Source organism: Burkholderia sp. AU19243, assembly GCF_018148075.1.
Lineage (GTDB): Bacteria > Pseudomonadota > Gammaproteobacteria > Burkholderiales > Burkholderiaceae > Burkholderia > Burkholderia latens_A.
The window spans coordinates 43,119-69,557 of sequence record NZ_JAGSTV010000013.1 but is presented as its reverse complement, the minus strand read 5'-3'; the positions used below and the strand labels follow the sequence as shown (position 1 = coordinate 69,557).

The 26,439-nt window shown below is 62.1% G+C and carries 26 protein-coding genes and 1 pseudogene; 7 read left to right on the top strand and 20 right to left on the bottom strand.

Annotated elements, in window-relative coordinates; genetic code table 11:
- Position 1 precedes the first annotated feature (1 nt).
- The 3 genes from KDW55_RS22445 (at position 2) to KDW55_RS22435 (ending at position 2,422) form a co-directional block, all read left to right on the top strand.
- Positions 2-181 carry a hypothetical protein gene (locus KDW55_RS22445; protein WP_212161127.1) on the top strand — a complete coding sequence of 60 codons (180 nt, stop codon included), beginning with the start codon at positions 2-4 and terminating at the stop codon, positions 179-181.
- A gap of 340 nt (positions 182-521) precedes the next feature.
- Entirely contained in the window at positions 522-1,646 is a 1,125-nt protein-coding gene (locus KDW55_RS22440) for a DUF3182 family protein (protein WP_212161128.1), read from the top strand.
- Positions 1,643-2,422, top strand: coding sequence for an alpha/beta fold hydrolase (locus KDW55_RS22435; RefSeq protein WP_069242511.1), 780 nt, complete (start codon positions 1,643-1,645; stop codon positions 2,420-2,422). The genes KDW55_RS22440 and KDW55_RS22435 overlap by 4 nt, the downstream gene beginning before the upstream one ends.
- A 168-nt stretch (positions 2,423-2,590) precedes the next feature.
- Here KDW55_RS22435 and KDW55_RS22430 read toward each other — a convergent pair whose 3' ends face one another.
- Genes KDW55_RS22430 through KDW55_RS22415 form a run of 4 tightly spaced genes read right to left on the bottom strand, consistent with a single transcriptional unit; the run spans position 2,591 to position 6,958 of the window.
- Positions 2,591-3,850, bottom strand: coding sequence for an MFS transporter (locus KDW55_RS22430; protein ID WP_212161129.1), 1,260 nt, complete (start codon positions 3,848-3,850; stop codon positions 2,591-2,593).
- 6 nt (positions 3,851-3,856) lie between these two features.
- Complete coding sequence (locus KDW55_RS22425; RefSeq protein ID WP_040139005.1) at positions 3,857-4,561, bottom strand: 2OG-Fe dioxygenase family protein; 705 nt, start codon at positions 4,559-4,561, stop codon at positions 3,857-3,859.
- 28 nt (positions 4,562-4,589) lie between these two features.
- On the bottom strand, positions 4,590-6,002 hold the full coding sequence (locus tag KDW55_RS22420) for an ATP-grasp domain-containing protein (protein WP_249174028.1): 1,413 nt from the start codon (positions 6,000-6,002) through the stop codon (positions 4,590-4,592).
- The gene (locus tag KDW55_RS22415) at positions 5,999-6,958 is read right to left on the bottom strand and encodes a radical SAM protein (RefSeq protein WP_249174029.1); all 960 of its coding nucleotides are present in this window, start codon (positions 6,956-6,958) and stop codon (positions 5,999-6,001) included. The genes KDW55_RS22420 and KDW55_RS22415 overlap by 4 nt, the downstream gene beginning before the upstream one ends.
- A gap of 1,001 nt (positions 6,959-7,959) precedes the next feature.
- Between KDW55_RS22415 and KDW55_RS22410 the strand changes: the two are divergent.
- Together KDW55_RS22410 and KDW55_RS22405 are read left to right on the top strand one after the other, a co-directional pair.
- Positions 7,960-8,361, top strand: a pseudogene (locus KDW55_RS22410) (YqiA/YcfP family alpha/beta fold hydrolase); the annotation flags it as partial.
- Between the two features lie 165 nt (positions 8,362-8,526).
- Complete coding sequence (locus tag KDW55_RS22405; protein WP_212161130.1) at positions 8,527-8,946, top strand: hypothetical protein; 420 nt, start codon at positions 8,527-8,529, stop codon at positions 8,944-8,946.
- 83 nt (positions 8,947-9,029) lie between these two features.
- Here KDW55_RS22405 and KDW55_RS22400 read toward each other — a convergent pair whose 3' ends face one another.
- Genes KDW55_RS22400 through vgrG form a run of 9 tightly spaced genes read right to left on the bottom strand, consistent with a single transcriptional unit; the run spans position 9,030 to position 17,866 of the window.
- Positions 9,030-10,439: a hypothetical protein gene (locus KDW55_RS22400; protein WP_040139002.1), complete on the bottom strand. Its 1,410-nt coding sequence runs from the start codon at positions 10,437-10,439 to the stop codon at positions 9,030-9,032.
- On the bottom strand, positions 10,436-10,693 hold the full coding sequence (locus KDW55_RS22395) for a PAAR domain-containing protein (protein ID WP_040139001.1): 258 nt from the start codon (positions 10,691-10,693) through the stop codon (positions 10,436-10,438). The genes KDW55_RS22400 and KDW55_RS22395 overlap by 4 nt, the downstream gene beginning before the upstream one ends.
- Before the next feature lie 35 nt (positions 10,694-10,728).
- Entirely contained in the window at positions 10,729-11,454 is a 726-nt protein-coding gene (locus KDW55_RS22390) for a hypothetical protein (RefSeq protein WP_349252611.1), read from the bottom strand.
- A complete protein-coding gene (locus tag KDW55_RS22385; RefSeq protein ID WP_212148002.1) occupies positions 11,454-11,696 on the bottom strand; it encodes a hypothetical protein in 243 nt (80 codons plus the stop codon). Before KDW55_RS22385 ends, KDW55_RS22390 begins: the two co-directional genes overlap by 1 nt.
- A 5-nt stretch (positions 11,697-11,701) precedes the next feature.
- Positions 11,702-12,433, bottom strand: a complete 732-nt coding sequence (locus tag KDW55_RS22380) for a hypothetical protein (RefSeq protein WP_349252610.1) — start codon at positions 12,431-12,433, stop codon at positions 11,702-11,704.
- Positions 12,433-12,675, bottom strand: a complete 243-nt coding sequence (locus KDW55_RS22375; protein WP_144245335.1) for a hypothetical protein — start codon at positions 12,673-12,675, stop codon at positions 12,433-12,435. Before KDW55_RS22375 ends, KDW55_RS22380 begins: the two co-directional genes overlap by 1 nt.
- Before the next feature lie 5 nt (positions 12,676-12,680).
- The gene (locus KDW55_RS22370) at positions 12,681-13,406 is read right to left on the bottom strand and encodes a hypothetical protein (protein ID WP_212161133.1); all 726 of its coding nucleotides are present in this window, start codon (positions 13,404-13,406) and stop codon (positions 12,681-12,683) included.
- The gene (locus KDW55_RS22365) at positions 13,406-15,349 is read right to left on the bottom strand and encodes a DUF3274 domain-containing protein (protein WP_212198040.1); all 1,944 of its coding nucleotides are present in this window, start codon (positions 15,347-15,349) and stop codon (positions 13,406-13,408) included. Before KDW55_RS22365 ends, KDW55_RS22370 begins: the two co-directional genes overlap by 1 nt.
- A 3-nt stretch (positions 15,350-15,352) precedes the next feature.
- Positions 15,353-17,866, bottom strand: coding sequence for a type VI secretion system tip protein VgrG (vgrG, locus tag KDW55_RS22360; protein WP_212198039.1), 2,514 nt, complete (start codon positions 17,864-17,866; stop codon positions 15,353-15,355).
- A 368-nt stretch (positions 17,867-18,234) separates the two neighbouring features.
- On the opposite strand from vgrG, the gene KDW55_RS22355 reads away from it, so the two are divergent.
- Positions 18,235-18,852, top strand: a complete 618-nt coding sequence (locus KDW55_RS22355) for a LysE family translocator (RefSeq protein WP_040138998.1) — start codon at positions 18,235-18,237, stop codon at positions 18,850-18,852.
- 110 nt (positions 18,853-18,962) lie between these two features.
- Complete coding sequence (locus KDW55_RS22350) at positions 18,963-19,211, top strand: hypothetical protein (protein WP_069243471.1); 249 nt, start codon at positions 18,963-18,965, stop codon at positions 19,209-19,211.
- A 147-nt stretch (positions 19,212-19,358) separates the two neighbouring features.
- On the opposite strand, the gene KDW55_RS22345 is transcribed toward KDW55_RS22350, so the two are convergent.
- The 7 genes from KDW55_RS22345 to pobA form a co-directional block, all read right to left on the bottom strand.
- Positions 19,359-20,717, bottom strand: coding sequence for an MFS transporter (locus tag KDW55_RS22345; RefSeq protein WP_069242506.1), 1,359 nt, complete (start codon positions 20,715-20,717; stop codon positions 19,359-19,361).
- Between the two features lie 234 nt (positions 20,718-20,951).
- Complete coding sequence (pcaC, locus tag KDW55_RS22340) at positions 20,952-21,338, bottom strand: 4-carboxymuconolactone decarboxylase (RefSeq protein ID WP_040138995.1); 387 nt, start codon at positions 21,336-21,338, stop codon at positions 20,952-20,954.
- A gap of 10 nt (positions 21,339-21,348) precedes the next feature.
- Positions 21,349-22,134 (bottom strand): 3-oxoadipate enol-lactonase, encoded by a 786-nt coding sequence (pcaD, locus tag KDW55_RS22335; RefSeq protein ID WP_069242505.1) that lies wholly within the window; start codon positions 22,132-22,134, stop codon positions 21,349-21,351.
- A 16-nt stretch (positions 22,135-22,150) separates the two neighbouring features.
- Positions 22,151-23,509: a 3-carboxy-cis,cis-muconate cycloisomerase gene (locus tag KDW55_RS22330; RefSeq protein WP_040138993.1), complete on the bottom strand. Its 1,359-nt coding sequence runs from the start codon at positions 23,507-23,509 to the stop codon at positions 22,151-22,153.
- 105 nt (positions 23,510-23,614) lie between these two features.
- On the bottom strand, positions 23,615-24,271 hold the full coding sequence (locus tag KDW55_RS22325; protein ID WP_040138992.1) for a CoA transferase subunit B: 657 nt from the start codon (positions 24,269-24,271) through the stop codon (positions 23,615-23,617).
- Between the two features lie 60 nt (positions 24,272-24,331).
- Positions 24,332-25,045, bottom strand: a complete 714-nt coding sequence (locus tag KDW55_RS22320; RefSeq protein ID WP_040138991.1) for a 3-oxoacid CoA-transferase subunit A — start codon at positions 25,043-25,045, stop codon at positions 24,332-24,334.
- Positions 25,046-25,189: 144 nt separating this feature from the next.
- Positions 25,190-26,422, bottom strand: coding sequence for a 4-hydroxybenzoate 3-monooxygenase (gene pobA / locus KDW55_RS22315; RefSeq protein ID WP_040138990.1), 1,233 nt, complete (start codon positions 26,420-26,422; stop codon positions 25,190-25,192).
- Between the last annotated feature and the right edge of the window lie 17 nt (positions 26,423-26,439).

The window sequence follows — 26,439 nt, the reverse complement described above, 5'->3', positions numbered from 1 at the left end:
GATGTTCGCCGGTGCCGGACGCCGTGCGTTCGGCGGAGAGCGCGGACAGCGGCTTCCGGGCGGGCGCGGTATCGCGGTCAACCCGTCGCTCGGCGCGCACGTGGTGACCCGCGGCGATGAGATGTGCGAAGAACGGATTGCGCGTGAGCGGGCCGAGTTCGCCCGGATCGCGTCGGCGTGACCGGCTGCCCGGCCGATCGCGGTGCGCATCAGTTTGCTGCGTCTTGGCCGCGGACGCCTTGCGCGCAGCCAAACGCCCGGCGCTTGCGTCGTGGCATTCGGCCCGGACGCGCACCCGTTGTACTTTCCGCTGACGAACGTTCACGTCCGCGCCGTTCCGCGCGGCGCCGTGCTGACTGTCCCCGAACACGGCGCCCGCGCCAGCACACCCGAACGGGAACACCCGCGAACGAAACTTGCTCCGTCACTGCCACGAACGGCCTCGGCGTGCGGCCGCGACGATCGCGCGCTCCGCGCGAAAAGGGGGCAATTTGAAGCCGCTCAGCCATCGTGTGCCGGTCATGCCGGCACTCCCGGTCGTCCTCGTTCATTTTCGCGACGACGAGGCCGACCATGTCGGCCATGTGGCCGACACGCTGCGGCAACTCGGTGCGCAGATCGCCGAACTCAAGGGAACGCGGCTTGCGGGCGTGTTCCGTCCGACGCAGCGTTACCCTGCACACCGATACATGATCCCGGACGATACGCTCACACTGGCCCAGGCGCACACGCTCGGGGTGAAATCGGTACGCGATTTGTTCGGGGGCGTCGTCCCGTTTCCGTTCGTCGCGACCAAGGTCATCGCGCATCGTCTCGTCGAAGGCGCGCAAGCGAAGCCCCCCGGCTGGTCCGCTGCATTCGCCAAAAGCACTGCGTCGCTGACGCTGCCGGGTTACTCGGCGTTTTCGCGCGACGATGCGCGCACCGCCGTACGGCTGCTGCTGAACGACGGGCGTGTACGGATCAAGCGGCCCGATGGGATCGGCGGAACGGGCCAGGCGCTCGTGACCGACATGGCTGAAGCGGAAACCCAGCTTGCCGCGCTCGACGACCGCGCGCTGCGTACAGGCGGCGTTGTCGTCGAGCGCAATCTCGACGCGATCGAGACGCTGAGCGTCGGGCAAGTCATGCTGGACGATCTGGTGGCGAGTTACTGGGGCGTGCAGCATCTGACCGTGAACAACCACGGGCATCACGTCTACGGCGGCACCGATCTCGTCGTCGCGCGCGGCGGCTTCGACGTGCTGGCACAGCTCGACGTCACGCCCGACGTGCGCGACGCGATCGGGCGAGCATGCGCATTCGACGCCGCGGTGCAGCGCGATTACGCGGGATTTTTCGCGTCGAGGCGCAACTACGATGTCGCGTTCGGCAACGATGTGCACGGCGTGCGGCACTGCGGCGTGCTCGAGCAATCGTGGCGGATCGGCGGCGCAACCGGTGCGGAGATCGGCGCGCTGCGCATGTTCAGGGCGGATCCGCAGGTCGACGCCGTGGCTGCATCGACCCGCGAGATCTACGGCGACAATCCGGCGATACCGGCTGGCGCGCGCGTCGTCTATCGCGGAGTAGATCCCCGGGCGGGCGCGATCACCAAGTACTACACGGTCGACCGCCATCCGATACGAAGGAGCAGCAAGACATGACAGCGGAGCACTATCGCGTGCAGATCAAAGTCCAGAACGGCTACCTCGACGGTACCGTGCTCGCGCCGAAGACCACCGTGGCCGGCGTTCTGTTCGTGCACGGTTGGGGCGGCAGCCAGGAACAGTATCTCGAGCGAGCGCGGCAGGCGGCGGCGCTCGGTTGCGTCTGTTTGACGTTCGATCTCACCGGGCACGGGCGCACGTTCGAGCAACAGCAAAACGTCACGCGCGAGACCCATCTTCGCGACCTGCTCGCCGCTTACGACACGCTGGTCGATCATCCGCTGGTCGATCGCGACGCCGTCGCCGTGGTCGGCAGCAGCTACGGCGGCTACCTCGCGACCATCCTGACGGAACTGCGTCCCGTACGATGGCTGGGGCTGCGCGTACCGGCGCTCTATCTCGACGACGGCTGGAATACGCCGAAGCGGGCGCTGCACGTGGAACACGACCTCGTCGCATATCGCAAACGCATCGTGCCGGCGTCGGACAACCGCGCGCTGCGCGCGTTGGCCCGATTTGCCGGCGACGTCCTGCTCGTCGAATCCGAGCATGACCAGATCGTGCCGCACACGGCGATCGCCAGTTATTTGCAGGCGTGTCTGTCTGCCCGCTCGATGACGTACCGCATCATCGAAGGCGCCGATCATGGGCTGTCGGATACGGCGAGTCAGCACGCGTATACGGCGCTCGTGGAGAAGTGGCTGGCCGAGATGATCGGCGGGCGGCGGGCGGGGGTACGCGGTGCGGCTGAGGCTGGGCCGGTGGGGGGGTAAGGACGTTCCATCGGCTCGATCAGCGTAATTGTCAGCTTCGTTCGAAATTCAGTTACGAAACCCAATTTCTGGTCGTTCCTGCGCCTGCAAGACGTGACGGCTCCGGCGCCGTCACATGCCGCCTGCGCCGAATACCATCACCATTCGCATCAAGGAAAACATCCGAAATTAGTCGATCTGCCGGACCGCTGCCCCCTGTGCCAGTCGTCTTTTGACGCCCGCGAACGCCAAGCCGGCCAGAGCGATGGATCCACAATAGAACAGCAGCGCCGTAACGTCCGTTCCGAGGCGCGAGAACACGAACCCGACCACCAGCATGCCCAATCCGAGGCCGGTGCGCTCGGCAACGTACGAGATGCCGATTACGCGATCGCGCGACGCGGCCGGTGTCGATTGCAGGAGCGAATAGTAGATTGTCTCCGTGGCGGCGTCGAAAATGCCTGCCAGCAAGACGAAGCCCAACATTCCCGGCATGCCGCCCACTTCGAACACGCCGAGGAAGCATGCGAAGGTCAGGATTAGCAATACGATGAAGTACGGCTCGAGCGGCTGTTGACGCGATTCGAGACGCTCCAGCAAGCGCGGCGTCCCCGCCGCGGAGACGAGCCGTCCGACGCCCCACACCGCCATCAGCCAGCCATACAGAAACGCGGGCTGATTCGCGTCGAACAGCTGCGACTTGATCGGGAAGCCGACATTGTGCGTACCGGAGCCGAACGCTTCGACGAAGCGCGCGCCGATCACCAGCATCACGACGACCGGCAGATAACGTGCCGCGCGTGGCAGTGCGCCCGCCTCGGCAGCAGCGTGTGTCTCCTCGGTCGGTCGATGTCGGCGCGGCATGTTGCCCACCAGCATCAGAAACGCGATGGCGGAGATCGCGAACGTGATCGAATCGATCAGGAAGACGCTCTTGTAGGTCAGGTACTTCGTGATCACCGACGCAAGCAGGCTGCCGCCGACCACCGACACGCCGTCGGTCGCACTGAGAATCGCGTTGAAACGATGCCGGCCCGCCTGCCCGACCATTTCCGGAACCTCGGACATGATGGATACGCGGTATATCCCCTGGAAAAGGCCGATGAAGAAAGGCACGAAATAGATGAGCGACGCGTCGGCAGCCCGCGAGGACGTAGCCAGCATGCCGATCGCCAGCGCACTGCCCGCTTCCGCGACGAAGATCAGGGTACGGCGCGAGAACCGGCTAAGCCGCGGCACCGCGGCGCCGCCCACGACCGCACCCAGCAGGCGCGACGCCATCGTCAAGCCGAGCAGCGCGGCGGAGCCCGTGACCTCGAGCGCGTAGGTCGCCAGAACGATGCTGATCATCGTCGAACTGATGTCCGAGATCGTCTTGAACGACAACCACACATACAACTGCGCCAACGAAGACGAAGCGCGTTTTTCTAGAACCAGCTCGGATTTCATGACAGCTTATCTCGCTGAGGAAAAGGAAATCAGCAACATGTCCCGGAATGCGGGTTCGTCAGGGTCGGCTTGCTGAACGGCATTGGCACTGTGGTACAGCACGGCGTCGTTCACAACCACGGTATCGAGGAAATCCGTCAGCGGCCGTGCGAACAACGGAACCGCGGAATCCTTCGACGCGTGGATCTCCGACACGACCGGGCGAATATTGCGACTGTCGATGAAATGCATGAACACCCAGTCCAGCCCGTCCTGGTGAATCCCGGACGTGGTCGGACTGACCTCACCTCGTTCCGCAATGATCCGGAACAGATGAACATCGATCTTGTATTCCCGCCCGACAATCAACCGATCCCCGAGAATGGCGATGTCGACGTCCAGCAACTGGTGGAGAATCGCACTGTCGATGAAGGAGTCCTCCGCGTAGGTCAGGCGATTGACACCGGGCACGTAGTCGACGTCGTAGGTCGCGGCTGGTTCGAAATTCGTGTTCCGGTCAACTTCCAGCGGCTGGCCCGGCGTGAAGCGATACAGCAGGAAGCGCCGCTCGCGTCGCGTGTAGCGCTTGTAGTTCTCGTCGACGACAAGGCGCTCCCAGTGACGCTTGAACGCGACGGCCTCGTCGTCATCGTAGAGGATCGCACCGTGGAGGCGCGGCGCATGGCAATAGCCGTTGCGATTCAGATCGTCGATGACTGTATCGATGGACATGGTGTCTTCCGTGCGTCGAGCCATTCGTTCACGAAACGATTTCCGGCTCGAGCTCGCGCACGATCCGATCATAGAGGTCGATCGCATGAGCGCGTCCATTCACTGCCGCCCAGCCCTTCAGCAGATAGTTTTCCTCGATGTCCGCTCGAACCTGGCTACCTACCGGGCAAGCGACCTTGCATTCGATGATCGCGGGATCGGCGACTACGGAATCGAGCCCGTGGATTCCGTTGAAGGTTCCGCTCGCCTCTGGAAACAGCGCGAACATCGAGTAATGCTGACGCCCGTCCGCCACGCGCGCGCAAGCGCTGCGCATGTGTTCGTGCAGCCCGGACGCCTGTGTCAGCATCAGCAGATAGAGCTCGTACGGATCGAGGCCGGCGATGTCCTTAAGCGCCGCGTTCACATAAAGTCCGCCGAGCCGCGGATTGATCTCGATGACAATCGGGCCGGCGGCCGACAGGCGGAACTCGAGGTGCACGATCGCGTTGCGCAAGCCGATCGCTTCGAGACAATCGACCGCATACCGATTGATCTCGGCGATCGCGGGCGCCGGAAAGGACACCGGCGGCGAGATCAGCAGATTTTCCAGCACAGTGCCGAGCTTCTCGGTCAGGATCAGCTTTTCGTTGATCAGCACCGGATAAACCTTATCGTCCACGATCACGCATTCGACGCTGCCTTCGACGCCGTCAATGTACTGTTCAAGCAAGATGCTCTTGCCCGGCTCATAGTGAACCGGGGCACCGTCACCGGCGCGGACGTCGTGCGGCATGCCGTAGTAGTCCGAGACCACTGCCTGACCATGTTGCGCCGTGAATCGCTGATAGTGATCGCGCAATTCGTCCCAGTCGCGGCATTTGGCGGTAAAGGCCGAGCCCGCGCCGTACGGCGGTTTCGCGATCAGCGGATAGCCCACTGCGTCGGCGGCTTCGCGCAATGAGTCGATATCGCTGCACATTGCGTGCCGAATCGACCGTACCCCCCGTTCGTGCAGCGTCGCACGCATCAGGAATTTGTTGTTGCAGGCGGCGACGGCCGCCGGCGGAGAATGGACTCGGCCGGTCATCCTGCAAACCTCGGCGACCACCGCGCCGACTTCGCCATAGGCCGACGCCTGCCCGGCATAACAAAAGACCGCCTTCACGTCATAGTGCGCGTCGAGACGCTCGAGCAACCTCAGCAGCGATTCGACGGAAAGTGAATCGAGCCGCCACGTGTCGTCGTGCCCCGCGCCTGCATCGCCGTCCGCCTGCACGTGCTGGCACACGACAGCCGTCAGGCACGCGAGCCCCATCTTGCGAGCGACCTCGAAGTGATAATCGCGATAGCTGGTCAACGACAGCAAGGAGCCCTCGATTTGCACAAACAAAACCGCGTCTTGTCGCATGTTTTCACCTGGATGAGGAGTCAGTCCGCACACCGCCTGGCGCCCGTTCAACTGTCGATCCAGTCGCACGTTTCGCCCTGCCAGTTGACGAACCGGTAGATGCGTTGTTCGCCGGTTTCCACAAACTGCGGGATGTCGCCCTCGTCTTCGAACAGCGGCACCGTAAACTTCCCTTTCGCATGAGGCAGCACGTACTCCGGCATCGCGACGTTCGAAACGCGCCGCTTCAGTCGGTTCATGATGCGAATGGCGTCGCGGATCGAGGCCTTGTAGACCGACGCGCCCGGCGAGAACGGCATGAAGTGATACAGGTAGTACGGTTTGACGCCTCGGCGATACAGTTCGATGAAGAGTCGATGCAGCGTCTCCTCGTCATCGTTGATGCCGCGCAGGAACGGCATGTTGGAAAAGACGATCGGCACCGCCGAGCGAATCCGCTTCACTGCGTCCGTGAAGGCCGGGCTAAGTTCGTCCGGATGGCAAACGTGAACGCCGAACGAGTTCACCCGATACCGTTCGAGCATTGCGACCAACTGATCGGTGACCCGGTACGGATTGAAGGTGAGCGATCTGGAATGAATCCGGATCAGGAGATCGCGTCCGATATCGCGGAGGGCGGAGAGATGCTCGTCGAGCTTGGCGTCGGAGAGCATCAGCGGATCGCCGCCACTCAGAATGACCTCCTCGATCGCCGGATTCTGCTTGATATAGGCCACGCTTTCGCCGAACGTGTCCCGGCTGGCCTTGGTCTTTTCGCTATTGACTTCAAGCGTGCGGAGCGCCTCGAAGCAGAACTGGCAATACGAGTTGCACGTATTGACCATGCGCAAAATAACGCGATTGTCGTACTTGTGCTGACAGATCGGCGTCTTCATTTCATGCGCGAGTTCCCAATTTTCCGATTCGCCGTCGTAACCGCCGACAATTTCGTCGCTCCAGAAGGGGACGACCTGGCGCCAGAGCGGATTCCGGATGATGTCCGTGTCGCCCTGCGAGTCGCGAATCAAGCGGAGGTAATAGGGGGTAATCTGGAGCTTGCGGCCGTTCAGATTGTTCTGAATGTGTGAACTCAGTTCGTCAGACCAGCCGCCGCAGGCCTCGCGCAGCGATGCTTCCTCGCGGATGGTGTTTCGTTGCTGCCAGCGCCAGTCGCGCCATTCGGCCGACGCGACGTCGAAACCCCGATAGTTATCCGAATATTTTTTTCGCCATCAGAAATCTCAATCAACATTTTACTCGGCCCTCTCTAGACCAACGAAATGCGATCAACGCGTCGCTCGGCTCACGAATTCGACGCAGCTCATAATCCGAGCGCCATCAGAAATCCACCCGACACCACATTCAATCGAAATGAGGCCTATACATTAATCATAAATAAAGGTCGAGCGCCCATATCGTCATCATTCCGCCAGCCGCCGCGAACACATTTATGCACACGGAATTCCATTCAGTCGTGGATATTCATACATACGGTAGCGGCAGAAGACGCAACGCACGGCGCTACCCAATAGCTTAATATGGCCGTTACACTGCCTGCCCTGCTCGCGGACATAGATGGGTATCGATTGAAATAAAATGCTTTCCGAATTCGAGAAACGGCAGTTCCCGTCTCACGCTCAGTCGCGATTCCCGGGAACAATTTCATCCATACAAAACCATTTCTCGTCACCGCCTCGCCGAATAGATTTGAAAGCTTTTCCGTCCCCGATATAAACGCCCGCTATCAACGAGCCTCAATCCTAAGTTAACAAAATTAAGTAGCGCAAGAAAAATTTTGCCCGCCATCCACAACACGTCGGGTGAATTCGCGTTTTTTACAATTACCAATCGGCATCAATTCGACACTTCAAGTATTACGCACCTCGCAAAAACGTCAGGTTAAATGCATCCGTCGACGCTAGAACAATTAATCCTTCCCAAATTATGAAGACACCCGTCATCAAGATGAATTTGCATTAATACCCATGTCGAGGATTTCACGGCAGCCTCTCTTACAGTTTGATAGCAAAATCACCGTACTCCGATGGTCGATCGCGATGCCATCGCCGTGGTCGGCAGCAGCTACGGCGGCTACCTCGCGACCATCCTGACGGAGCTGCGCCCCGTACGCTGGCTGGGCCTGCGCGTACCGGCGCTCTATCTCGACGATGGCTGGAATACGCCGAAGCGGGCGCTGCACGTGGAACACGACCTCGTCGCGTATCGCAAACGGATCGTGCCGGCGTCCGACAACCGCGCGCTGCGCGCGTTGGCCCGATTTGCCGGCGACGTCCTGATCGTCGAATCGGAGCACGACCAGATCGTGCCGCACACGGCAATCACCAATTATCTGCAGGCGTGTCTGTCTGCCCGCTCGATGACGTACCGCATCATCGAAGGCGCCGATCATGGGCTGTCAGATACGGCGAGCGGGCCTCGCGGGCCTGTTTGAAATCCCGATGCGCCACCGGGATCCTCGCGGCACGCTCGGATCGGCCGGGACCTTGCTCGGCGATTGCGGCACGATGGCGGGTGGATCGGGATTCGCTTGCGCATCCGGCAAGTCGAAAGCGCGCAACGCACTCACGATCCCGGGATGCGCTGCGACGCGATCCATTTCGGCCTCTGCCGCCGCTTCCGCTGCGGTGACGCCAAGGATTGCGTGGCGATGATCGTTGCACGCATGATCATTCACGCGGACAACGTAACGAGAATCGGGACGGGTATTTCGAGGAGCAACCATACTTGTCGGGCTCTCGGAAAGGGTGTCGATCCGAATTGCCGCTTCACGCATCCAGCCATGTGCGCAGCGTATACGTTTCTACGACTCAGCCTCGGTGGTCAGGCAGAGGCCGCGAAAATCTATCGGTTCTCGTATTTGTCCAACTGTGGGATCTGCGAACAGGTGTTCGGTGCAGCGCTTCAACTGCGGGGAATACTTTCGATTTCTACTTGGCTAAAGAAGGGCAAATTCAGCGAGGCGGCCGAAGCCGCACGCATTGCAGGACTTTCCTGATGCAATCAAACACCGCGCGCCTCCGCACCATCGATAGTGAGCGGCATGTTCAGTCTTATCACCCAGCCATGCATCGTGCCCCCTCATATCCGTGCTCCTGCGCGCCACAATTTCTGGTAGAAGTCGTCCTCCAGCAAGCGCCGCCTCAGAAACGAACCGCCAATCTGGATCAGAAACAGGAACACAAACCCGGCTAGGCACGCCCAGAACCATCCAGAGGAAGCGCCCAAAGCATTCAGCGCCACCATGATCAGGAGAAGGCAGCAGGATCCGCCCACTGTGACCGACAGGCTGAGCGAGCGCATATACTCCGCCTCGACGCGAGGCACGGGCGCAGGCTGTGTACCGACCAGATTCAACCGCACCTTGTGCGCAGTCGGCGTAGCGACCATCTGCGCGCCCTGTCCGTGCGCCACCATCTGCGCCGCGAGCGCCTGGAGCAACAGCGCATTCACCGGCCCCGGCTTGCCGATTGCGCGATCGACATCGTGCGCCGACAGTTCCAACTCCGTTTCCTTGACCGCACCGAGCGTCGCATGCCGGCCTTGGGGCGGCAGATCACTCAGCCACAGATGCCGGATACGCGCGCGCGGCGTCTGTTCCGCAGCCAGCAGCGTTTCTACCGCGTCCAGCACGGAATCGGACGGCATCGCAATCGGGCGAAACAGCCGCGCTTGCGGACGCAGCTTTCCCTTGAAGCTCTCGAGCACGTGCGGCAAGGTCAGCAGCATCGCCACGGCCGCCTCCGACCAAACCGGCTCCTCACCGTCTGCATGCAGTTGACAGGCCAGCACCAGCCGGAAATCGCATTGCCAGCTCTTGCCGAACCAGGCATCAATTTGCGTTTGCTGCGCACCGAACGGCACCCAACCGAACTGCACAAGATCAGGCAGCTTCAGTTTCCGCCAGACCGCTCGCAGCTCCGTCAGATCATCCTTGTCGTTCGATTGCAGGATCACATCGACGACCCGGCGCGGCGCATGGCGCGAGAGGCTGGCCGAGAACGGCGTTACCAGCTGCTCGAGGATCGGCCCGAGCCGCGCCCCACCCGCCGCATCCTCGGTCTCGGGCAAGGCCAGAATCTTGCCGGGATGCATCGGCGCGCTGCCTTCGAGTCCCAACAGACGCTCGGCCAGTTCCGGTTCCGGTGTCAGCGTGATGCTGTTGACGACGACCACGTGAGCCTGCGTCCATTGCCGCCACGCCGCCCGCTCACTGCGGCATAGGAAATTCCACCAGTCGACGCGCTCGATCCAGTCCTCGTAGCCCGAATAGATCACCGCGCACACGGCTCCCGACACCAGCAGCGGCAGCAGCAAGGCACGCGCGAAGAACAGCTCGGACATCACCGGCTTTCCCTGCGGCCAAGTGAGTGCCGTAATGACGATGCCCCCGGTCTGAATGACGGCGATAGCGAGCACGCACCACCAGATTGACGGTGGCTTGCCGTACCGGTACTCCTCCACGCTCGGGATCACCCACGTCCTGCTCATGCGATTTTCATCCCCGTGCTGTTGGCGATCACGTGACTGCCGCAGTGTGTGCGGCACATATGCACGACCCATTTGCGGCCGCCTTCGCTGTAACCCTCGCTGCATTCGACGATCGGATTGTCGCCATGCTCGGGACACGTGACGACGTCATGCAGCAGCGCAACCTTGCGGCCGTCGAGGTCGAATGTCGACGATGCGGTCTTGACGACGCCGCCATGCGTCGTTGCGTCGCCCAGGCATACGGGTGTTTTCATGATGAAGGTCCTTATGGTGGTGAAGGCCATGCGCCTCACCGGGGTACCAACGGTGCATCGGGGTTAGTCGGCTTGATTGATGCATCGCAGGTGATGCGGTCTTGGCCTGAAGGTGTTCGAAGGTTGCTGGGAATCTTCGCGTCAGACTCAATGCGATTACCAAACGGCAGTCGTCCTGCTCCATATACAAATCCAGGAATGAGTGGATAGCGGTCGGTGTCAAATGCCGCCACTGTTTCACTGATTCTTTTTGAAATGAAAACGCTATCGCTTGTGACTACCACCGTATAGTTCTTCGAATCCTCGAAGGTGTCGAAGCTATTGTTGATGTATATCATCGTAGCGAAGGTTTTCCCGCCATTCGTCGAGTACCAAAGAGGTACTGCACAACCTTTTTCTCCGTTTCCGCAAATCAATCCATCCGGATATGCAAGCGGCAAAACGATGTTCTTTCCGGTCGGGTCAGCATTAACAATACGCCCCTGGAAATTTTCGAACATACCTCGCCCCAAGTACTTTCGAATTCCCGCACGGGTATCGTTATAGTACGATTCACCATGATGACAGTCCCGGTAACGTTCCAACGTTACAAAGCGGTGGTCGTCGATCCGATAGATGACCTGGGGCGGCGAGTCATACGGCAATACCTTGAGTGCCGAACTCATGAAATCTCCGAGCCCGAAGGTTGAGCGCTGCGGAGGTTGTGCCACGCATCCCTGCACGAAAGCCACCAGCGCGATTATCCCAATGGCGTATCTCACTACGCTCCTCCTTTCCATTGCCGCTGCCGGAGTTGTTCTGCTTCGGCCTTGCTTTGTTCGTCGGCGACTGTCGTCCAATCGATACAGGATGGCTTGATGATGCTTTGGGGCGCCCCACTCTCGAAGTACTTGTCATAGCCCCATGTCCTGTCGGCCAGTTTCACGACGCCGCCATGCGTCGTTGCGTCGCCCAGGCATACGGGTGTTTTCATGATGAAGGTCTTTATTGCGATGAAGGCCATGCGCCTCACCGGGGTACCAGCGGTGCATCGGGGTTAGTCGGCTTGATTGATGCATCGCAGGTGATGCGGTCTTGGCCGGACGGCGTTTTAAGGTTTGAAAACACAGTGGGCCGCTTTGATAAGGGAAAGCTATCGCCGCTGATACCAGGGGGATAGGGCTCGTCCAAATCGATCCCGGGTGCCATCGGATATTCCACAACGGTGGCATCGTCGCCCCCCCATTTATTCGCCACATAGAGACGGTCCTTAGTGACGTAAACAGAGTAATCCTTTGAATTCTCGAACGTATCGAAGCTGTTATTGATGTAAATCATCGTAGCGAAGGTTTTCCCGCCATTCGCCGAGTACCAAAGAGGCACGGCACAACCTTTTTCTCCGTTTCCGCAAATCAATCCATCCGGATATGCAAGCGGCAAAACGATGTTCTTTCCGGTCGGGTCAGCATTAACAATACGCCCCTGGAAATTTTCGAACATACCTCGCCCCAAGTACTTTCGAATTCCCGCACGGGTATCGTTATAGTACGATTCACCGTGATGACAGTCCCGGTAACGTTCCAACGTTACAAAGCGGTGGTCGTCGATCCGATAGATGACCTGGGGCGGCGAGTCATACGGCAATACCTTGAGTGCCGAACTCATGAAATCTCCGAGCCCGAAGGTCGAGCGCTGCGGAGGTTGCGCCGTGCACCCCTGCACGAAAGCGACCAGCGCGATTATCCCAATGGCGTATCTCACTACGCTCCTCCTTTCCATTGCTGCTGCCGGAGTTGTTCTGCTTCGGCCTTGCTTTGTTCGTCGGCGACTGTCGTCCAATCGATACAGGATGGCTTGATGATGCTTTGGGATGCCCCACTTTCGAAATAATTGTCATAGCCCCATGTCCAGTCGGCCAGTTTCACGACGCCGCCATGCGTCGTTGCGTCGCCCAGGCATACGGGTGTTTTCATGATGAAGGTCTTTATTGCGATGAAGGCCATGCGCCTCACCGGGGTACCAACGGTGCATCGGGGTTAGTCGGCTTGATTGATGCATCGCAGGTGATGCGGTCTTGGCCTGAAGGTGTTCGAAGGTTGCTGGGAATCTTCGCGTCAGACTCAATGCGCTTACCAAACGGCAGTCGTCCTGCTCCATATACAAATCCAGGAATGAGTGGATAGCGGTCGGTGTCAAATGCCGCCACTGTTTCACTGATTCTTTTTGAAATGAAAACGCTATCGCTTGTGACCACCACCGTATAGTTTTTCGAATTCTCGAAGGTGTCGAAGCTGTTGTTGATGTAAATCATCGTAGCGAAGGTTTTCCCGCCATTCGTCGAGTACCAAAGAGGTACTGCGCAACCTTTTTCGCCGTTTCCGCAAAAAGCTCTTGGCGGATATGCAAGCGGCAAAACAATGTTCTTTCCGGTCGGGTCAGCATTAACAATACGCCCCTGGAAACTTTCGAACATGCCTCGCCCCAAGTACTTTCGAACTCCCGCACGGGTATCGTTATAGTACGAGTCTCCATGATAACAATCACGATAATGTTCCAGCGTTACAAAGCGGTGCCCGTCGATCCGATAGATGACTTGGGGCGGCGAGTCATACGGTAATTCCTTGAGCGTCGAACTCCAAAAATCGCTCAGTCTGAAGATCGGACGTTTCGGAGGTTGCGCCGTGCATCCCTGCACGAAAGCGACCAGCGCGATTATCCCTATGGCGTATTTCATTACGCTCCTCCTTTCCATTGCTGCTGCCGGAGTTGTTCTGCTTCGGCCTTGCTTTGTTCGTCGGCGACTGTCGTCCAATCGATATAGGATGGCTTGATGATGCTTTGCGATGCCCCACTTTCGAAGTAATTGTCATAGCCCCATGTCCAGTCGGCCAGTTTCATCAGGCGGTTCCAGAACGCCGGTCTCTCGTACGCATCACAAAAACCGACTGGCAAATCGTAGGCGGCCACCCGACGCATGAACGCCTGATGCTTGGGCAGCGTGCTGTGATTGGGAGGCTCGGCAAGATAGCCGTCGAGTCGCTCCAGCATTTCGTCTTGCGTTTCGAAACGAGTCGTGCGCGTGGAGCTGTAAATGTCCGCAGTCGTCACGGTACGTGCAGGTTGATAGATCGACCGCATGTATCGGTATTCTGGATCGGCGTATCGCCCCTGATTCTGATCGTTCGGATCGGGAACCCACTTTCCCATGGGAGGTGCTTCGGCGCGGGAGTCCTCGAAGCCGTCCACTTCTTCCACCGTGACCGGCTGCGGCACCTCCTCCGCGTTGATCGTCACGGTTTTGTCGGGATGAGGTACCGCCCACAGTTTCATGAGCGGCGTAAAAATAGCCCGGTTTCCATTCCAGAAATCCGTCGGCTTTGCACCGGGCACGAGCTTGTCGTCCGGGGTCGGTGGCAACGTACCGAACTTCTTCACGCCTGGGGCGTCTCCAACCGGCGTACTGCGCGCCAGCATGCGCTGCTTGACGGTATCGCCCAATTCGGCGAGCAGTTTGTCATCGATGCCTTGCCAACCGATGCTTTGCAGCGGCACCGCACCCATGACACGATCGTGTGGCGTGAAGTACACGTACAGTCGGCCGTGATTGTCGCGCTCATGGACGCCCGACTTTCGCTGGTTGTCCGGTCGCCAGAAATCCATCTCCTCGGACGCGCCACACTGCAACTGCTGCAATTGCGCCTCGGTAAAGAGGCGTTTGTCCGCCTTGATCCGGTTTGCGATGTTCCGGAAGGTATTGACGCGTGCTTCGGCTGTGGGTCGCTCTGCTCCGCAGGTCAGGGCGTCCGTGATCTTGTCGTCGAGCGCATACGGAGAGTTCATCAGGAACAGGGCATCCGGTGCGCGCGTCTTGCACAACGCGGTCGCGGCCATCGCAATCATGGTGCCCTGGCTGTGCGACATTACCGTCACCGTATCGCGTGGACATTCTTCGCGAATGCGGTCGATCAGGTCGGCCAATCGCTGGGCCGCATGCGCGTAGTAAGAGCGTGGCGGGGCATCCTGCAACTGGCGATCGGCTTCCGTATTCAACGTCTCCATGTCGAAGCCGAGTACATGACGTTTGAAGCCCGCTTCACTCCACAGCTGCTGCAAGTTGTTGGTGCCGTTCTGAAAGGGACCGCCGCCCCAGAACCACGGGCCTTTCTCCTTCGTGCAATCAGGAGAGCCCCATGCCGACAAGTCCGTGCCGCGCAGGTTGCGCAGCGGGATGCGCCAATTGCCCTCCTTGCGGTCCTCCGCACGATAACCCCAGTAGAAGCGGATCACCGGTGAGTGTCCTGCTTTTTTGATCCGACGAGTCCGGACCCCGCCATCCTGCGCCGGTTCGTCGGTATATGTGTTGGCTATAAGAGCCGTTTCGTCCGTGCGCCGCAGCCGATCGTTGAGGCCATCGCACAGCGCTCTTTCCGCTGCGTCGTACCACTCCCCGTCGGAGTTGACACCATGCACGAAGATAATGACACCGGGCATATGCGGCGGAATACGGCACTCGGCGCGCACCTGGAAACTGGTCGGCGTAAGAAATGACTCCCAATACGGTCGCCCCAGATGGTCGCGTTTCATCGGCACGATACGCGTCGCAAACGGGTGCCGATAAGGCTTCGGCGCTTCGGCGTCGTTGGTCGCATTGTCTGGCGGGTTGGACTGGTCGGTCATGAGTCAGGCTTCTTTATTGTTCTGGAGTATTAACTTGATCCCTTGAGCAACATCCTGCAGGCTCAACGAGGTCTCGCCTTTGTCGCTGGTGATGCCCTCGACAATCTGGCCATTGGCCAGTTGTATCTTGTATGGGCGGTTCGCGACCGGCCGGCCGGTGATGTCATCGCTGAGAATGAATCGCTCGTCGTGCGCAATATCGACCTGGTTGAACTTCGGCGGCGGCAGCGACAGCGCACCCGGGCCTTGCTTCTGGATTTCGATGACCCTCAGGATCAGGCAGCCGGCCCCGCCAATCTCGACGTTATCGCCCTGCACCTTGACATACGCCGTGCCGCCGCCGCCGAGCACCACCCCGTTGGCAGCGTTGACCGTCGTGGTGCCGTCGGCACTCGTGATACGCATGTCCTTCTGCGCCACCAGTTCCATCGCATCCGACTGCGCCTGCATCTGGACCTTGCCACGTGCAGCGAAGATCTTGATGCCGAACTTGTGCGCGAACAGCGACAGCACGTCGCCGGCCGCAATCGCGACGTTGCGCAGTGCATTCACGTTAAAGCGTGACGACGTACCGACGCTCACATCCTTGCCGGCCGACACCATCACCCGATCCGGCGTCGCCAGACCAATGCCGTTCGGCGCGGACAATGCGATCACGGCCGTCTTCAAGCTAGTCAGCTCGTCTTTGAGCCACGCGTTTTCCGCCTTCAGGTCCGCGATCTCCGCCTGCGCCACCGCGGCGGCATCGGTCAGCCCCTGAGCCTGCGCCTGCGTCAGCGCGAACTGGTTCGCTGCCGGCCGCATGTCGGTCGTCTTCCCGATCGCCTTGTCCTGTTTGTCGGACGACACCAGTAGGCCGCCGCCAGCGCGCACGTGCCCCCGATCGTCCGTGCGCAACTCGAAACCCTCGCCACGGGGTTGCTGGTCCCGGTCCACCGTATGACCCAGGTTCAGCTGCGTCTTGCCGTGTTCGGTAGCGATCTTGATGTGCTCGCGCCCCTGGCGGTCATCCATCTCCAGCGTGTTGTTCGAGCGCGTGCGAAGCGTATTGCGCGTGCCCCAGGGGACGCCACTGACGATCGGGTCCGTATGTTGGGCGGTGTGAAGCACATGGCTGATGAACGGCAAGTCCACGCAGCCCCACAGGAAGCTCACGCCGACGACAGTGCCCTCGACAAGCCCGAAGTGAAAGCCGGTCTGGCCCGGACCAGCGAACGGCTTGGCCAGGCGCATCGGACAGCTTTGCAGGCCCGGCACACGTTTGTCGCGATCCATATGGAGGTCGACGACGTAATCGCCGTCCTTGCCCAGATAGGGATCTTTCCAGCCGCCCGGCGACGCGATCGTTCCGGTGATGACCCCGTCGATCCTGGGCCAGGTTTCCTCCTTCAACGGCATCCGGTACTGACGATCGGATGGGATTGCGTCGAATTCGACGCGATAGGCTTGCTTGCGCGACGCGCGGCAGGTTACCCGCACCACGACCAGCCCGTGCTTCGCGTCAGGCAATGCCCGGTTCGACAGCTTCAGCACCGAGCCGGGCGTGAGATCCAGCATGTCGCATTCGCCGTGATACTCGACCTGCTCGGCCAGCGCCGCCTCGCGACGCAGCTGCGCCTCTTCCTTCGCCTCGTCCTCACTCAGGTTCGGCGTCCCCCACGCATACGCCTCGCCATACGTGGTGCGGTCCTCGTGGATCTGGCTGCCCGTCTCGATCGGCTCGGATACCGCCGTCTCGGCGCTGAACGTGCGCACCGTGTAGGTCGCGGGCAAGGTCTTCGCGCGCATTTCGAGTACGCTGACCGACTCGACACTGCGGGTTTCCAGTCCGCTGTGCGGCCGGTATGCGGCCGTCAGGCGGTCGGGGTCGCGACGATAGTGCGCATAGTCATCGCCGAAACGCACCAACTCACAGCGCTCGCCTTCCTCACACACAAACCAGATACCGGAACGACGGCACAGCCGTGTGATAAACGCCAGGTCATCTTCGCCCCATTGCATCACGAAGCTGCGCTTGCGATAGGTCCGGTGCAGCTTGAATGCAAAGCCGGCGAAGATCTTGTTGAACTCGTGCTCCCGCAGAATCTGCTCGATGATCTCCGGAATGGTCATATCCAGAAAAAATCGGCATTTCGGCACGTTGCGCAACAGTGCGAGCCGCGATTCCAGCACGATCTCGTAGAGTGACTGGTCTCGGTTGGTGTCCTTCAACGCAAACTCCGTCACCACGCCTTGCACGCGTCGCGCGCCTTCGGGCTGACTCCAGCGGTCACGCGGCGGCGGCTGGATCACGAAAGCGCCGATCCGATTCAGGAACTCATTACGCGACAGGTCATGCCGAGGATGAGTGAATTGAATCGTGTACCGGGTTGGCTCGCCGATGCCGCGCGTGCCGTCAAACGCGTAGATGTCGGCGAGCGCCGCATCGGGTGTACCCATCAGGTCCAGACTGTAAAACTGATGGATGTTGACACCCGCACGCGCGGTCGCATTGGAAATCACCGTACTCACCGACATGAACTGTCTCTATGGAACGTTTACGGAGTACCCCGCGCGATCCTATTCGACCGGTGGACGGATTAACATTGGACTAGTATGAAATCCACGTTGCGTGGGGCCAACCGAATCAGTAGCTGCGCGGCCTCGTCCGGCGAGCGTCTTTCCTGAAAAGCTCGAGGAACACGTCCCAGAGTCGGGAAGGACAGGTTTTTATTCAACGACAACATATCGAGGCTGCGGACAACTTTCCTGGGAGCCAATGCCTCACTTCCCCTATTCGCCCCCTCCCGTACCGGCAATCGTCAATCCAACTGTACCGGTACTGTACATAAAACCGTCGCTACACTGAACTCCATCCCGGTCTAGAACACGAATGGAGCCTCGCGATGGAATTCCTCACCCTCAGCGCATTGCCTGCCGGCATGCTGTTCGCGCTCGTCACGTCGATCACGCCCGGCCCCAACAACACGATGCTGCTCGCGTCGGGCGTCAATTTCGGATTCCGCCGCACGATGCCGCACCTGTTCGGCATCAGCATCGGCGTCGCGATCTTGATGCTGTGCGTCGGCTTCGGCCTCGGCGAGGCGTTCCGCCGCGTGCCCGTGCTGTACACGATTCTCGAAGTGGCAAGCGTCGCCTACCTGCTTTACCTGGCCTGGCGCATCGGCACGTCCGGCGAAGTGAAGGCACACGGCGCCAAGCCGCGACCGATGACGTTCATCGAAGCCGCCGCGTTCCAGTGGGTCAATCCGAAGGCATGGATGATGGTGCTGACTGCCGCCACGACGATCCGCCTGTCTGCCGATTACGGGATGAACGCCGCGTGGATGGCCGTCGTGTTCATCCTGATCGGCTTCCCCTGCATCAGCCTGTGGGCCGCGTTCGGCCAAGGCCTGCGCCGCTTCCTGTCGAACCGACGCGCGCTGCGCATCTTCAACGTGACGATGGCCGTGCTGCTGATCCTGTCGCTGTATCCGCTCGTCGCGCACGTGCTGCCGCAGTGAGCACTCACCAGCGTACCCGTTGAGCTTCATCCCATGCAGGCGTACCCTTTCGGGACGGGCGCGTGCAATCGCTTCGGCGCTTGCACCGCTGCTCTGCACGGAGATTGCCGATGAAGCCATTGCTGAAAGCCGGCGAACGCATCGAGGGCATGCACTGGGTCGCCGAGTACCGCCCGCTCACGCACGACATCCGCGTGCTGCGCGAAAACGTGGAAGTGGGTACGTACTGCGCGCCGCCCACGCTGTTTGGCGACGAGGAAGAACTGGGCGCCGCGAACCACGACGATCATCGCAGTCAGGAAGCGGCGCTGCGCGCGTACCTGCGCAGCTTCGTCAAGGAACACGACACGGAGGAGTAGCGGCGCCCGTAGCGCGGCGGCCGCAATGGCAACGGGCCGCTGAAGCGGCCCGTGCCGACGTTGCGTATTGACCGGATTGGCAGGCAGCAGCCACCGCGACGATCGCAACACTTGCAGGGCCGGTGCATCGCCCAGCCCTGCTTTCGCTCAATGCCCGAGCGATTCCATCTTGCCGGCCGGCTGCGCGACGCCGTGCGGCCGCGCCATCTGCTTGATCAGCAACGCGACGCACGCGAGCAGGCCCGCGACGGCGATCGTCGCGAACACGCCCGCGAACGAGAAGTGCCGGCGCGTCAGCTCGGCAACGAGGAACGATCCGGCGATCCCGCCGAAGCGGCCGACACCGAGCATCCATGCGACGCCCGTCCCGCGCCCTTCTGTCGGATAGAACGCCGCTGCGAGCGCCGGCATCGACGATTGCGCGGTGTTCATCAGCACGCCGGCGATGAACACGACGAGCACGAGCAACCCCACATTCCCGGCCGCCTGCCCGATCGCATACACGCTGATCGCAGTCAGCGCATAGCACACGGCGATCACGCGGTTCGCGTTGAAGCGGTCCATCAGCACGCCGCACAGCACTGCACCGACGCCGCCGAGCGGGAACAGCGCGGAGATCAGCGTCGCGCTCTTCGGCGTGAGCCCGGCATCCTTCAGCAGGATCGGCATCCAGTTGATCGATGCGTAGAAGATCACGAGGCCCATGAAGTACGCAATCCACAGCATCACCGAGCCGACGATGTAAGAGCGCGACAACACGACGCCGAGCCCCTTGCCGCCGGTCTGCGGCGCGGCTTCGGTCATCGCGAACGAGCCTGCGTTCAGCGCGTCGCGCGAGATCCGTGCCAGCGTCCCGCGGATCCGGTCGACGCTCTGGCCGTGCGCGACCATGAAGCGCACCGACTCCGGCATCTTCAGCAGCAACAGCACCCCGAGCAGCAGCGGCGTCACGCCGCCAAGCATCAGCACGCTGCGCCAGCCGAAATGCGGAATCATCCAGGCCGCGAGAAAACCGCCGAACGCGGCACCGAGCGGGAAGCCGCAGAACATCAGGTTGATCACGGTCGCGCGGCGCTTGTCCGGGCAGAACTCGCCCATCATCGTGACCGCGTTCGGCATCGCTGCGCCCAACCCGACGCCGGTGATGAAACGCAGGACCGTCAGGTGCCCGATCGTGTTCGCAAACGCCGACACGAAACACGCGACGCCGAACAGGAACACCGAGCCGAGCAGCAGCGCGCGGCGTCCGAGGCGGTCGGACAACGGGCCCGACACGAGCGCGCCGCACGCAAGGCCGAACAGCGCGGCACTGAGCACGGGCGCGAGATCGGGTTTCGTGAGGTTCCACTCGCCGAGCAGCGACGGCGCGATGAAGCCGATCGCGGCCGTATCGAAGCCGTCGAGCAGGACGATCACGAAACACATGAGGAATACGAGCCATTGAAAGCCGCCGAACGGCTGCTCGTTGATGAAGGTCTGGACATCGACCACGGGGGTGCGGTTCATCGCTAGTCTCCTTGTCGGCCGGAACGGGCGCTTCGGCGCCGGCTCCGGTCGCATCCAACATTGATATATGCAACAAGCGCGGCCTCGTGGCCGCGCCTTCCTTCGTTCGCGCACCGATTCGCTGCCGGTGCGCGGTCGATCGTCACGGGCCGCCGGCATTGGCGGACCGCTTGACCGGATCAGTGCCGGTACTCAGGCGGCCGCGCCTGCGCGGCCCCGTCCGGGCGACTGCATCTAAGCGGCCGCATCCTGTTCCTTGAAGATCTTGTCCGCGAGGTGGAACGCCGAATTCGCGGCCGGCACGCCACAGTAGATCGCGGTCTGCAGCAGCACTTCCTTGATCTCGTCGCGCGTTACGCCGTTGTTGCGCGCGGCGCGCAAATGCAGCGCAAGTTCCTCGCCGCGGTTCAGCGCGACCATCATCGCGATCGTCAGCAGGCTGCGCGTATGGCGCGGCAAGCCGTCGCGCGTCCAGATCTCGCCCCACGCATAGCGGGTGATCAGGTTCTGGAATTCCTCCGTCACCTCGGTGCGGTTCTCGATCGAGCGGTCGACGTGTGCGTCGCCGAGCACCGCGCGACGCACCTTCATCCCTGCTTCGTAACGTTGCTGGTCGTCCATCTTCGAAACCTCACGCGGTCAGGAAGTCGAGCAGCGCACGGTTGAACCCGTCGGTGCACTCGATGTTCGAAATATGCGCGGCGTCGAATTCGACGTGACGCGCGCCGGGAATCGCCGCAGCGAGCGCACGGCCCTGATCGGGCGGCGTCGACATGTCCTTCGCGCCGGTCACGACGAGCACCGGCAATCCGATGCCCGTCACTTCGTCGCGCAGGTCGGCGGCGTTCAGCGCGTCGCAGTTCGCGGCATAACCGTCCTTGTCGGTATGCACGAACGTGTCGCGGATCGCATCGAACAGGCGTGGCTCGCGTTCGACGAACGCGTCGGTGAACCAGCGCGGCAGCACCGCATCAGCGAGCGCGCTCATCCCTTCGGCGCGGGCCTTCTGCGCACGCGGCGCCCATACTTCGGGCGAACCGATCTTGGCCGACGTGTTCGCGAGCACCGCACGCACGATGCGCGACGGGAAGCGTGCGGCGAGCGCGGCGCCGGTCAGGCCGCCCATCGAAATCCCGCAGAAATGCGCGCGCCCGATGCCGACGTGATCGAGCAGGCCGATCACGTCGGCCGCCAACTGATCGATGGTGTACGAACCGGCCGGCGCTTCGGAATGGCCGTGACCGCGCGTGTCGTAGCGCAAGATGTTGAAATGCTGCGAGAGCGGGCGAATCTGCGGCGCCCACATCTGAAGGTCCGCGCCGAGCGAGTTCGAGAAGACGAGCCACGGCGCATCGTCGCGCGCGGCACGGTCGATCCGGTAATGCAGTTTCACGCCGTTGACAGTGGCGAAGGGCATCTCAAGGTTCTCCTGGTTAATGCGCGCCCGCGTGCAGCGCGAGCACGGCGTCGACGTAGGCCTGCGCCTCGCCGACGTAATGTGCGGGATCGAGCAGCCGCGCAAGCGCTTCGCGCGACAGGTGGGCCGATACGGTCGCATCGGCGGCGAGCACGTCGAACAGCGTCGCGCCGGTGCGCACGGCCTCCTTCGACGCATGTTCGACGACGTGATGCGCATCGAGCCTGCCGATCCGGTCGCCGAGCGCGAGCATCACCGCTTCGCCGAGAATCAGCCCGTGCGTCAGGTCGAGGTTCGCGGCAAGGCGTTCGGTGTTCACGTCGAGGCCCGCGACGATCTGCGCGATCTGCGCGAGCGCGCCGCCGGTCAGCCGCGCGAGATCGGGCAATGCGTCCCATTCGGCCTGCCAGCCGCCGAGCGCGCGCTCGTGCTCCTGCACCATTCCCGCGAACACGGTCGCGACAAGGTTCGGTGCGCGCACTGCGGCAGTCAGCACGGCGGCGCAGCCGACCGGGTTGCGCTTGTGGGGCATCGTCGACGAACCGCCCTTGCCGGCGGCGGCCGGTTCGCCGAGCTCGCCGACTTCGGTCTGCATCTGCAGCGACACGTCACGCGCGATCTTGCCGAGCGTGCCGGTCAACATCCCGAAGCACGACGCGGCTTCCGCGATGCGGTCGCGCTGCGTATGCCATGGCACGGCCGGCAACGCGAGCTTCAGGTCGGCCGCGAGCGCGGCGCTCACGCCGGCCGCGTGCTCGCGCAGGCTCGCCAGCGTGCCGGCCGCGCCGCCGAACTGCAGCACCAGCGCACGCGCGCGCAGCTCGGCGAAGCGCGCCCGATGACGCAGCAGCGCATCGAGCCATTGCGCGAACTTCAGGCCGAGTGTGATCGGGAGCGCCTGCTGCAGCCACGTGCGCCCGATCATCGGCGTCGCGCGATGCGTTCGCGCGAGCATCGCAAGCGACGCGCATGCTTCGTCGAGCAGCGGCTCCAATACGTCGAGCGTGTCGCGCAACTGCAGCACGGTCGCGGTGTCGATGATGTCCTGGCTCGTCGCGCCCCAATGCACGAACTTCGCGGCCTCGGGGTCGTCGGCCTTGACTTGCGCGGTGAGCTGCTTGACGAGCGGAATCGCGAGATTGCCGCCGAGCGCCGCGCCTTGCGCGAGCGCGTCCGCGTCGAGCCGGGCAGCGTCGCACGCGCGTTCGATCGGGGCGACCGCGGCGGCCGGAATCACATGCTGCGCGGCGAGCGCACGCGCAAGCGCGGCTTCGACGTCGAGCATCCGCTGGATCGTCGCGCGAGGCGACCAGATCCGGTTGAGCGGCTCGGTGCCGCAGATCAGGGAGGTCAGGCGAGCGCTGTCTTCGAGCATGGCATCGGAATGGGGAAACGGCGTGCGCCTATTGTCTACCCAAGCGGGCCGGTGTGCAGTCGATCAGACCGATCGGCCGATTGCACCCACCGGCACGCTTGCCGTTCAGGCGGCGGCCCTGCGCGTCGCGTCGATCAGCGGCACGCCGGTCAGCTTTTGCAGTTCGTCGAACGACAGGTCGGTGAAAATCTCGCTCACCGCGAGGCCGTCGGACGTCACGTCGAGCACGGCGAGATCCGTATAGATGCGGCTCACGCACTGCACGCCGGTGACCGGATACGAGCACTGCGCGACGATCTTGCTCTCGCCCTGCTTCGTCAAGTGCTCCATCATCACGAACACCTGCTTCGCGCCGATCGCAAGATCCATCGCACCGCCCACCGCCGGAATCGCATCGGGCGCGCCCGTATGCCAGTTCGCGAGATCGCCGTTCGCCGACACCTGGAATGCGCCGAGCACGCAGTAATCGAGGTGGCCGCCGCGCATCATCGCGAACGAATCGGCGTGATGGAAATACGCGCCGCCGGTCAGCAGCGTCACGTGCTGCTTGCCTGCGTTGATCAGCTCGTCGTCCTCGTCGCCGGGCGCGGGCGCCGGCCCCATGCCGAGCAGGCCGTTCTCGCTGTGCAGGAAGATCTCCTTGCTCGGATCGAGGTGGTTCGCCACCAGCGTCGGCACACCGATGCCGAGGTTCACGTAAGCGCCTTCGGGGATGTCCTGCGCAACGCGCCTGGCCATTTCATCACGGGTCAATCGTTTCATTTCGGGTCTCCGGTCGACCGGAGCGGGCGCGTCGGCGCTTGGCTCCGGTCCGATACAAGTTCACGCGGCTTGCGATGCACGTTCGGCGGCCAGCTCGGCCGCATGCGCGGCCTGCGGCACTTCGACGACGCGCTGCACGAAAATGCCCGGCGTCACGATGTGTTCCGGGTTCAGCCCGCCGAGCGGCACGACTTCCGACACCTGCACGATCGCGACCTTCGCGGCGCTGGCCATGATCGGCCCGAAATTGCGCGCGGTCTTGCGATAGACGAGGTTGCCCCAGCGATCGCCCTTGTATGCCTTCACCAGCGCGAAATCGGCGTGGATCGGCGTCTCGAACACATACGACTTGCCGTCGATCACGCGCGTTTCCTTGCCCTCCGCGAGCTTCGTGCCGAAGCCCGTCGGCGTGAAGAAGCCGCCGATGCCGGCGCCGGCCGCGCGAATCCGCTCCGCGAGATTGCCCTGCGGCACCAGTTCCAGCTCGATTTCGCCCGCGCGGTACAGCGCGTCGAACACCTGCGAGTCGCTCTGGCGCGGGAACGAGCAGATGATCTTGCGCACCCGCTTCGCCTTGAGCAGCGCCGCGAGGCCGGTCTCGCCGTTGCCCGCGTTGTTGTTGACGATCGTCAGGTTGCGCGCACCCTGCTCGATCAGCGCGTCGATCAGCTCGGACGGCATCCCTGCCGTGCCGAAGCCGCCGATCATGATGGTCGCGCCGTCGTGGACGTCCGCGACCGCCGATTGAAGCGATTCGAAAATCTTGTTGACCATGTCTCTTCCTGATACGAACCCGCGGCACGATGCGCGGCCTGTCGAGGGGACACGCGCGTGTCGCGTGCCGCGCCGGAAGGCCGGCGTCGACCTTCGGTTTGTTCGCTATTCGAACCTAGATTCGATTAGCGAACGATGGGCCGATCATAGAGTCGCGCAGAGCGCGTTGTCAAGGCGGGATCCTTCGGGGGTCGGCTGATCGTCGAACGGCAGACCGACGTAGTTTTCGGCCAGCGACTGCGCGGCCGCTCGCGAGCGCGTCACGTATTTCAGCTCGGCAAACTTGAGGCGATTGACGAACGGCGAGTCCTCCGGCGACGAATGCAGCATGTTCGTCATGAAGTACGAGAAGTGCTCGGCGCGCCACACGCGTTCGAGGCAGGTCGCCGAATAGCGCTCCAGCGGCGTCGTGTCGCCGTTGCGATAGCGTGCGCCGAGCGCTCGGGACAGCGCGCGGACGTCGGCCACCGCGAGATTCATCCCCTTCGCGCCGGTCGGCGGCACGATGTGCGCGGCGTCGCCCGCCAGGAACAGGCGGCCATGCTGCATCGTTTCCGACACGAAGCTGCGCATCGGCGTCACGCTCTTCTGGGTGATCCGGCCCTCGGTCGGCGTCCAGCCGGTGTCGTTCGAGAAGCGGGTGTGCAGCTCGTCCCAGATCCGCGCGTCGGACCATTCGGCGAGGTCTTCGTCGGGCTTGCACTGCAGATAGAGACGCGTGACCGTCGGCGAGCGCATCGAGAACAGCGCGAAGCCGTTGTCGTGATGCGCGTAGACGAGTTCGTCGAGCGACGGCGCCGCATCGGCGAGGATGCCGAGCCATGCGAACGGATAGACGCGCTCGAACGTGTTCAACCGTTCGGCGGGAATCGTCTGGCGCGCGATACCGTGGAAGCCGTCGCAGCCGGCGATGTAATCGCAATCGATGCGGTCCGGGCGGCCGTCCGCGTGTTTGAACGTGACGAACGGGTGCTCGCTTTCGACATCGTGCAGCGCGACGCCGGTGACTTCGAAGTGCATCTGGTGGCCGTGCGCGTCGCCGGCCGCGATCAGGTCGCGCACGACTTCATGCTGGCTGTAGACCGTGATCGCCCGCCCGCCGGTGAGCGCGCTCAGGTCGATGCGATGCCGCTGGCCGGAGAACAGTAGCTCGATGCCGTGATGTTCGAGCCCTTCGCGGCGCATCCGGTCGCCCAGACCCGCTTCGTTCAGCGTATCGACGGTGCCCTGCTCGAGCACGCCGGCACGGATCCGGTTTTCGCAGTATTCACGTGAGCGCGCTTCGACGAGGATCGAATCCACGCCTTGGAGGCGCAGTAGATGGGAAAGCAAAAGGCCGGACGGGCCGGCGCCGATGATGGCGACCTGAGTGCGCATTGTTCGTCTCCAGAACT

Excerpts from the sequence above, each read along its gene's own strand:
- KDW55_RS22445 (WP_212161127.1), top strand. The coding sequence starts at position 2 with ATGTTCGCCGGTGCCGGACGCCGTGCGTTCGGCGGAGAGCGCGGACAG.
- KDW55_RS22440 (WP_212161128.1), top strand. The coding sequence starts at position 522 with ATGCCGGCACTCCCGGTCGTCCTCGTTCATTTTCGCGACGACGAGGCC.
- KDW55_RS22435 (WP_069242511.1), top strand. The coding sequence starts at position 1,643 with ATGACAGCGGAGCACTATCGCGTGCAGATCAAAGTCCAGAACGGCTAC.
- KDW55_RS22430 (WP_212161129.1), bottom strand. The coding sequence starts at position 3,850 with ATGAAATCCGAGCTGGTTCTAGAAAAACGCGCTTCGTCTTCGTTGGCG.
- KDW55_RS22425 (WP_040139005.1), bottom strand. The coding sequence starts at position 4,561 with ATGTCCATCGATACAGTCATCGACGATCTGAATCGCAACGGCTATTGC.
- KDW55_RS22405 (WP_212161130.1), top strand. The coding sequence starts at position 8,527 with ATGCGCTGCGACGCGATCCATTTCGGCCTCTGCCGCCGCTTCCGCTGC.
- KDW55_RS22400 (WP_040139002.1), bottom strand. The coding sequence starts at position 10,439 with ATGAGCAGGACGTGGGTGATCCCGAGCGTGGAGGAGTACCGGTACGGC.
- KDW55_RS22395 (WP_040139001.1), bottom strand. The coding sequence starts at position 10,693 with ATGAAAACACCCGTATGCCTGGGCGACGCAACGACGCATGGCGGCGTC.
- KDW55_RS22385 (WP_212148002.1), bottom strand. The coding sequence starts at position 11,696 with ATGGCCTTCATCGCAATAAAGACCTTCATCATGAAAACACCCGTATGC.
- KDW55_RS22375 (WP_144245335.1), bottom strand. The coding sequence starts at position 12,675 with ATGGCCTTCATCGCAATAAAGACCTTCATCATGAAAACACCCGTATGC.
- KDW55_RS22370 (WP_212161133.1), bottom strand. The coding sequence starts at position 13,406 with ATGAAATACGCCATAGGGATAATCGCGCTGGTCGCTTTCGTGCAGGGA.
- KDW55_RS22365 (WP_212198040.1), bottom strand. The coding sequence starts at position 15,349 with ATGACCGACCAGTCCAACCCGCCAGACAATGCGACCAACGACGCCGAA.
- vgrG (WP_212198039.1), bottom strand. The coding sequence starts at position 17,866 with ATGTCGGTGAGTACGGTGATTTCCAATGCGACCGCGCGTGCGGGTGTC.
- KDW55_RS22355 (WP_040138998.1), top strand. The coding sequence starts at position 18,235 with ATGGAATTCCTCACCCTCAGCGCATTGCCTGCCGGCATGCTGTTCGCG.
- KDW55_RS22350 (WP_069243471.1), top strand. The coding sequence starts at position 18,963 with ATGAAGCCATTGCTGAAAGCCGGCGAACGCATCGAGGGCATGCACTGG.
- KDW55_RS22345 (WP_069242506.1), bottom strand. The coding sequence starts at position 20,717 with ATGAACCGCACCCCCGTGGTCGATGTCCAGACCTTCATCAACGAGCAG.
- pcaC (WP_040138995.1), bottom strand. The coding sequence starts at position 21,338 with ATGGACGACCAGCAACGTTACGAAGCAGGGATGAAGGTGCGTCGCGCG.
- pcaD (WP_069242505.1), bottom strand. The coding sequence starts at position 22,134 with ATGCCCTTCGCCACTGTCAACGGCGTGAAACTGCATTACCGGATCGAC.
- KDW55_RS22330 (WP_040138993.1), bottom strand. The coding sequence starts at position 23,509 with ATGCTCGAAGACAGCGCTCGCCTGACCTCCCTGATCTGCGGCACCGAG.
- KDW55_RS22325 (WP_040138992.1), bottom strand. The coding sequence starts at position 24,271 with ATGAAACGATTGACCCGTGATGAAATGGCCAGGCGCGTTGCGCAGGAC.
- KDW55_RS22320 (WP_040138991.1), bottom strand. The coding sequence starts at position 25,045 with ATGGTCAACAAGATTTTCGAATCGCTTCAATCGGCGGTCGCGGACGTC.
- pobA (WP_040138990.1), bottom strand. The coding sequence starts at position 26,422 with ATGCGCACTCAGGTCGCCATCATCGGCGCCGGCCCGTCCGGCCTTTTG.